The following is a 6886-nucleotide window of genomic DNA, read 5'->3' as shown; positions in this document are numbered from 1 at the left end:
TTCTACACTTTAATGCGTCCGGTACTCGATCTGAGGCAGACCGAACCGACCTTCGTTTCCCTCATCCCTACCCTGACCCTCTGCGGGCTGGGAATGAGGTAAACGAAGGTCGGTACGGTCTGCATCAGATCGAGTACCGGACGCATTAAAGTGTAGAACATCGGCTTGTGCGCGGCGACGATGCCCAGCGGCACGCCGATGACCACGCAGACCAGGGTCGCGAACATGACCTGGGCGAGGGTTTCCATGGTTTCCTGCCAGTACCCCAGATTGAGGATCAGCAGGAAGGAGGCAATCACAAAAACAGTCAGGCCCCATTTGCGCTGAATGAAATGGGCGAGCAGGGCAATGAGGCCGATCAAGACAAAAGGGTTGAACCAGGTGAGCGCAAACGTCACGCCGTGGATCATCGTTTCCAGGGTCACGGCGATTGCGTCGAAAGTGCTGGCGCCGTGTTGCGTCAACCATTCAACGAAGCCCGCGATGTACTGGCCTAAAGGTATTTTCTGATCAATCAGCATGGTAGTGAACGTCCGCATGCAAGGAAATAAACAGCCCGGGTGAGCTAGCTCACCCGGCATAAGCGATTACTGTGCAAGCTTGGCTTTCACGGCCTCCAGGCCAGGTTTACCGTCAATGGTGGTCACGCCAGCGAGCCAGGTATCGAGCACCTGTGGATTCTTTTTCAGCCAGGCCTTGGCGGCCGCGTCAGGCTTCATCTTGTCGTCGAGGATGTTGCCCATCAGTTCACTTTCCATGTCGACGTTGAACTCGAGGTTCTTCAGCAACTGACCGACGTTGCTGCATTCCTCGGCGTAACCCTTGCGGGTGTTGGTGGCCACGGTCGCAGCACCGAAATCAGGGCCGAAGAAGTCGTCGCCACCGGTCAGGTACTGGATCTTGAAGCGCTTGTTCATCGGGTGCGGCGCCCAGCCGAGGAAGACCACTGCGGTGTCGCGTTTCTGCGCACGGTCAACCTGCGAAAGCATGCCCGCTTCGGAGGATTCGACGACTTTGAAACCGGCGGTTTTCAGGCCGAAGGCGTCTTTGTCGATCATGCTCTGGATCAGGCGGTTGCCATCGTTGCCAGGCTCGATGCCGTAGATCTTGCCGTCGAGTTCTTTCTTGAATTTGGCGATGTCGGCGAAGTCATGCAGACCCTTGTCGTACAGGGCTTGCGGCACGGCGAGGGTGTACTTGGCGCCCTTGAGGTTGGTGCGCACGGTTTCCACAGTGCCGGCGTCGCGGTAGGCCTTGATGTCGTTCTCCATGGTCGGCATCCAGTTACCGAGGAACACGTCCATGTTCTTGCCGTCGGCCAGCGACTTGTAGGTCACCGGCACGGAGATCATGGTGGTCTTGGTCTTGTAGCCGAGGGCGTTGAGAACAACGGAGGTGGTCGCGGTAGTCGCGGTGATGTCGGTCCAGCCGACATCGGAGAAGTTAACGGTACTGCACTGCGCCGGTTCTGCGGCTTGAGCCAGTAACGGCAGACTCAGCATGGCGGCCAACAACAACGACGGGGAACCTTTCATGGATGGACTCCTTGGTGTTTTTTTTGGCAGTGTTCCGACTGTGGACCACCGCACTTATAGGTTGCGGTTGGATGGCGTTCTGGAGACAGCTCTACCACGGCGCCTTGCAATCGAGTCATAACGATCATGTACCAGTGAAAATCTGACGCCTACAGGGGGAGTCGTATCCAGTACAGGGATGGTCGCATCCAGTGTCAGTGACGTCGTTTACAGCTTTTTTTGGCCCCGTCTGGCCATCTGAACCGCATAAAAACGGCGAAAACCGGGGACGAAAGCGGCACGGCGTTAGTGGGCATGAGTGCGTCGGTGTCAGACGCCGTGCGACCTGACAAAAGCCTGATGATGCGGGCATTCCGGCGGATCGCAGCTTGAGCGTAGCAGCTCCGCCAGCGGGCGCTTATCGCCCCGGATCGGCATCCTCAGGAGCTCTGCAGCAATGGCTATCAGCGTTTTCGACCTGTTCAAAATCGGCATCGGCCCTTCCAGTTCCCACACCGTCGGGCCAATGCGCGCCGCGGCGTTGTTCGTCGAGTCGCTCAGGGGCAAATACCTGCTGGAACAGGTGCGGCGGATCGAAGTGCAACTGTTCGGATCGCTGTCGGCCACCGGTATCGGTCACGGCAGCGACAACGCGGTGATCATGGGCCTGATGGGCGAGTGGCCGGACGCAATCGACCCGTCGCAGATCGGCCCGCGCATTCAAGCGCTGCGTGAAACCCACACCTTGCTTCTGGATGGTCGCCTGTCGGTGCCGTTTGTCTGGGCCCGCGACATGCGCCTGATCGACGAAAACCTGCCGTTTCATCCGAATGCCATGACGCTGGTTGCTGAAGGCGATCACGGTGAGTTGCACCGCGACACCTACTATTCGGTCGGCGGCGGTTTTGTCGTGGATCAGGCGCAGGCCTCCAGTGGTGTTGTCGATCTTGATCGCACCGAATTGCCTTATGACTTTTCCAGTGCCGTCGAACTGCTAGAGCTGTGCAAGAACAACAACCTGCGCGTGGCCGAATTGATGATGGCCAACGAAAAGGTCTGGCGCAGTGAAGAGGAAATCCGCGCCGGACTGATGAAACTGTGGCGGGCGATGCAGGACTGCGTCGAGCAGGGCCTCAAACACGAAGGCATTCTGCCGGGCGGTTTGAATGTGCGTCGACGTGCGGCGAAGTTGCATCGCAGCCTGCAGGAGTTGAACAAGCCCAATGTGATCGGCTCGACGCTGAGTGCGATGGAGTGGGTCAATCTGTTTGCTCTCGCCGTGAATGAAGAAAACGCTGCGGGCGGGCGCATGGTCACGGCGCCGACCAATGGTGCGGCGGGGATCATCCCGGCAGTCTTGCACTACTTTATGAAGTTCAGCGAAGCGGTCACCGACGCCAACGTGGTCGACTATTTCCTCAGTGCGGCGGCGGTAGGGATTCTGTGCAAGAAGAATGCTTCGATCTCCGGTGCCGAAGTCGGTTGTCAGGGCGAAGTCGGTTCGGCGTGCGCCATGGCAGCGGCAGGGCTGGCGGAGATTCTTGGCGCCACGCCGGAGCAGTTGTGCAACGCGGCGGAAATCGGCCTGGAACATAACCTGGGTCTGACCTGCGATCCGGTAGGTGGTCTGGTGCAGGTGCCCTGCATCGAGCGCAATGCGATTGCGGCGGTGAAAGCGATCAACGCGGCGCAGATGGCCTTGCGTGGCGATGGTCAGCACTTCATTTCGCTGGATCGGGTGATCCGTACCATGCGCGATACCGGCGCCGACATGCATGACAAATATAAAGAGACCTCGCGGGGTGGCCTGGCGGTCAGCGCCGTCGAGTGCTGAATCAGTGACACCGAGGTGAGTTCTTCGCGAGCAGGCTCGCTCCCACAGGAGCATGCATTCCAAATGTGGGAGCGAGCCTGCTCGCGAAGGGGCCAGACCAGTCAAAACTGCTCGCTAATTGAACACGCCTAATTCCAGACGCCACCTTTTAGCGCGTCGCAATCAGATAAGAGTCTTTCCCACCTGTAACAGGCAATCAGCACACCCTACCGTCCGTCACCCGTGCCTGCGGTGACACTCCCCGCCAGCCGCGTGCAGGCCTGTTCCCACAAGTGCTACCGATTTGCTCACACGCATCGGGGCAGGGCTTTTGCGGGCGCTGATGGCACTTCGAAATACCTTTCGTCGGACGGCTCGTATAGACACGTCGCGACGTCGTTTTCAGGAGTTATTGAACGCACATTCAATTTTAGGCATGGCAATTGCTCTGTCATAACAAAGCCCCGTCTCACGCAAGAGAACGATGGCAATAACAAGAGCCTCCGCCTGAGGCCATCACCCGCTTTGTGTGAGGAGATACCGCGATGACGTCGTTCAACTCCGGGGCTCAACCCCAGAACCGTGCGCCTCAATCCATCGGCTTTCTGCTGCTGGACAATTTCACGCTGATTTCCCTGGCCTCTGCGGTTGAACCGCTACGCATGGCCAACCAATTGTCCGGTCGCGAGCTGTATCGCTGGAGCACCCTTACCGTCGATGGCGGGCAGGTGTGGGCCAGTGACGGTCTGCAAATCACCCCCGACGCCTCCATGCACAAAGCCCCGCCACTGGATACCGTGATTGTCTGCGGCGGCATCGGCATTCAACGTACCGTGACCCGGGAACACGTGTCGTGGCTGCAAAGCCAGGCGCGCCAGTCCAAGCGTCTCGGTGCCGTGTGCACCGGCAGTTGGGCACTGGCCTGCGCCGGCCTGCTCGACGGCTTCGATTGCAGCGTGCACTGGGAATGTCTGGCCGCGATGCAGGAAGCTTTCCCGCGTGTGGCGATGAGCACACGCCTGTTCACCCTCGACCGCAACCGCTTCACCAGCTCCGGCGGTACCGCGCCGCTGGACATGATGCTGCACCTGATCAGCCGTGATCACGGCCGTGAGCTGTCCGCCGCTATCTCGGAAATGTTCGTCTACGAGCGTATCCGCAACGAACAGGATCACCAGCGCGTGCCGCTCAAGCACATGCTCGGCACCAATCAGCCGAAGTTGCAGGAAATCGTTGCGCTGATGGAAGCCAATCTGGAAGAGCCGATCGACCTTGACGAACTGGCGGTGTACGTCGCCGTGTCGCGTCGACAGCTGGAGCGGCTGTTCCAGAAATACCTGCACTGCTCGCCGTCGCGCTACTACCTGAAGCTACGGCTGATCCGTGCACGGCAACTGCTCAAGCAGACGCCGATGTCGATCATCGAAGTGGCATCGGTGTGTGGTTTCGTCTCGACGCCGCACTTCTCCAAGTGCTACCGCGAATACTTCGGCATTCCGCCGCGTGACGAGCGCGTAGGTTCCAACACCACCCAGCAAGTGGCGATGCTGCCGCTGCCGCAGGCGATCGTGATGTCGCCGCTGTCGGGGCCGATGTCGGCGTTGAGTCAGGCGCGTAATGAGTCGACGTTTGCCAGTGTAAGGCTGTAGACCGCGTCAGCTTCATCGCTGGCAAGCCAGCTCCCACAGTGATTCGGGTGAACACAATACTTGTGTACTGCGCGGACCCTGTGGGAGCTGGCTTGCCAGCGATGGCGGCCTGTCAGGCGCTATGGCTTTGCTGGTAGTCCGCCAATGCCGGCAACAACTGTTTGTCGATGGCCTGACGCACCGCAGGCTGGATACTGGCGCCGCTGGTGTACATGTCCTTGACCATTTTGCGCAATTCAAATGCGCGAACATTATCCAGGCCACGCACCGCGCACTCACACGCCTGTTCGGCCGTGGAGCCGCTCGGCACTTGAAAACCCAACGCCTTGAGCTGGCCCAACAGGTCTTCCTGATCAATCAAGTCGGCGTACATCATGAGGCGAATCCTTCTTCGGCAACGGAGGTCGTGGCTCGATTCTGGTAGGCATGGGAAGGGACGGCAAGGGCGATTTGTCGCAGTGGCCGCGACGGCTATGAACAGGTCGTTTTCGGCTAACTCGTCGCTGAGGGGAGTGGGCACACTGAACTCAGCTTGCAACACGAAGGTTTGGTCACCCTCGCACGGCAGCTCCTCAACAGTACCCTCTGCCCCGATCCTGTCACGGCTTGTATCGGGGCTTTTTTTGTCTGTGAATCAGGGATGTCTGACGTTGTTTTTACTGACGCCATCGCTGGCAAGCCAGCTCCCACAGGGATCACCTTGTACCTGTGGGAGCTGGCTTGCCAGCGATGAACGATGACGCGGTCTAGCGTTGCAACACCAGAATCCGCGACAACAACTCATCCCGATCGATGTAGCAGCCCTGGAAATGCCGCGCCCCGGTCGCCGGGTCAAAGGCATTACGCGCATGCAGCGTGCGGCGATTGTCGAAGCACCACAACTCACCCGGATTGAGTCGCTGCATCAGGCGAAACCGTGGCTCGCGGGTCATCGCAATAAAGCGCCGGTAGGCGCGATACAGCAGTGGCATCTGCTCCACCGATGTATCAAACGCCCCACGCAGAAAATTCGCCATGCGAATCTCCGCGACCCGGCCCAATGCATCCAGCGCGATGATCGGCGCCAGGCAGCGATAATCACTGTGACGATCCTTGTTACGAAATTCCACCGGGATCTCGCAAAGGGCCTTGAACGACTCGGGGTCCTCCTGGCGCAAGGCATCGGCAATCGCAAACCCGTCGACAAAAATACTCTCGCCACCCTCGGCGTCATTCACCAGACAGTGCAGAAATTGCAGCCCCGGTTGCAGCTCGCGGGTGGGCAAGTCCGTGTGCAGCGGCAAGTTGAAAGCGGTGTAGGCGTTGCTGTCGGCATCAGCCTTGGATTGCACGTTGAACAGCACGCCGAAATTGCTTTCGCGGATGAAGGAGATGCGTTGCGCAATCAGTTTCAACGAACCAGGTTCGGTCGGCACACCGCTTACCTGGGTGAGACCGATATCGCGTACAGCGATCAGCCATTGCAGCAGCGCGGCGTTGTCGTTCATCAGCGCCGAGTAATCGAACACCGGCAACTGCAAATCGCTGCGCCACAGATAAGCCTTGGGTTTGCCGGCCAGGCGTTCGGTGCGGGATTCGTCGTCGTAGGCATGTGCACGCAGCCAGCCCGGATCGAATCGGCTCGAATGGCCGTCCTGCCAGTCGATGCGCAGGCAGCCGTCGCCATCGATTTGCGCGGCGGCAGGCTTGAGGTCTTCAGCGGCATCGACGATCTCGAAAACCTGTTCACGGGTGACGTTGTAGACGCATTGCGGACACGGGCAGTTGTCCCGCAGCCAGACAAGGTGAAACGGGCTGATGCGACCATCGGCCCATGCAATCGAAACGCGATCCGACAAGGTCTGCACGCTACCGAGCGCGCTGATCAACGGATAAGTACGGAAATCGGCAACAGCAGCAGCGGTGTTCAT

At 59.2% G+C, this 6886-nt stretch carries 5 protein-coding genes and 1 pseudogene; 2 read left to right on the top strand and 4 right to left on the bottom strand.

Annotated elements, in window-relative coordinates; translation table 11 throughout:
• Window positions 1-86: 86 nt before the first annotated feature.
• Window positions 87-521 (bottom strand): annotated as a pseudogene (locus ACIOWE_RS26035) (choline ABC transporter permease subunit); the annotation flags it as partial.
• A gap of 66 nt (window positions 522-587) precedes the next feature.
• A complete protein-coding gene (locus ACIOWE_RS26030; protein WP_201236498.1) occupies window positions 588-1535 on the bottom strand; it encodes a choline ABC transporter substrate-binding protein in 948 nt (315 codons plus the stop codon).
• 436 nt (window positions 1536-1971) lie between these two features.
• Here ACIOWE_RS26030 and ACIOWE_RS26025 point away from each other — a divergent pair, with 436 nt between their 5' ends.
• Window positions 1972-3348, top strand: coding sequence for an L-serine ammonia-lyase (locus ACIOWE_RS26025; RefSeq protein WP_401397477.1), 1377 nt, complete (start codon window positions 1972-1974; stop codon window positions 3346-3348).
• 524 nt (window positions 3349-3872) lie between these two features.
• A complete protein-coding gene (locus ACIOWE_RS26020) occupies window positions 3873-4976 on the top strand; it encodes a GlxA family transcriptional regulator (protein ID WP_007949927.1) in 1104 nt (367 codons plus the stop codon).
• A 112-nt stretch (window positions 4977-5088) separates the two neighbouring features.
• On the opposite strand, the gene ACIOWE_RS26015 is transcribed toward ACIOWE_RS26020, so the two are convergent.
• Complete coding sequence (locus ACIOWE_RS26015) at window positions 5089-5352, bottom strand: hypothetical protein (RefSeq protein ID WP_007962640.1); 264 nt, start codon at window positions 5350-5352, stop codon at window positions 5089-5091.
• 370 nt (window positions 5353-5722) lie between these two features.
• Window positions 5723-6886, bottom strand: coding sequence for a gamma-butyrobetaine dioxygenase (locus tag ACIOWE_RS26010; RefSeq protein WP_401397474.1), 1164 nt, complete (start codon window positions 6884-6886; stop codon window positions 5723-5725).

This window comes from Pseudomonas sp. NPDC087598 (assembly GCF_044743525.1).
Taxonomy (GTDB): Bacteria; Pseudomonadota; Gammaproteobacteria; order Pseudomonadales; family Pseudomonadaceae; genus Aquipseudomonas.
Note: the sequence above shows the minus strand (reverse complement) of the source record. Positions and strands in the feature narration are given on the sequence as shown.

Excerpts from the sequence above, each read along its gene's own strand:
- ACIOWE_RS26030 (WP_201236498.1), bottom strand. The coding sequence starts at position 1,535 with ATGAAAGGTTCCCCGTCGTTGTTGTTGGCCGCCATGCTGAGTCTGCCG.
- ACIOWE_RS26025 (WP_401397477.1), top strand. The coding sequence starts at position 1,972 with ATGGCTATCAGCGTTTTCGACCTGTTCAAAATCGGCATCGGCCCTTCC.
- ACIOWE_RS26020 (WP_007949927.1), top strand. The coding sequence starts at position 3,873 with ATGACGTCGTTCAACTCCGGGGCTCAACCCCAGAACCGTGCGCCTCAA.
- ACIOWE_RS26015 (WP_007962640.1), bottom strand. The coding sequence starts at position 5,352 with ATGATGTACGCCGACTTGATTGATCAGGAAGACCTGTTGGGCCAGCTC.
- ACIOWE_RS26010 (WP_401397474.1), bottom strand. The coding sequence starts at position 6,886 with ATGAACACCGCTGCTGCTGTTGCCGATTTCCGTACTTATCCGTTGATC.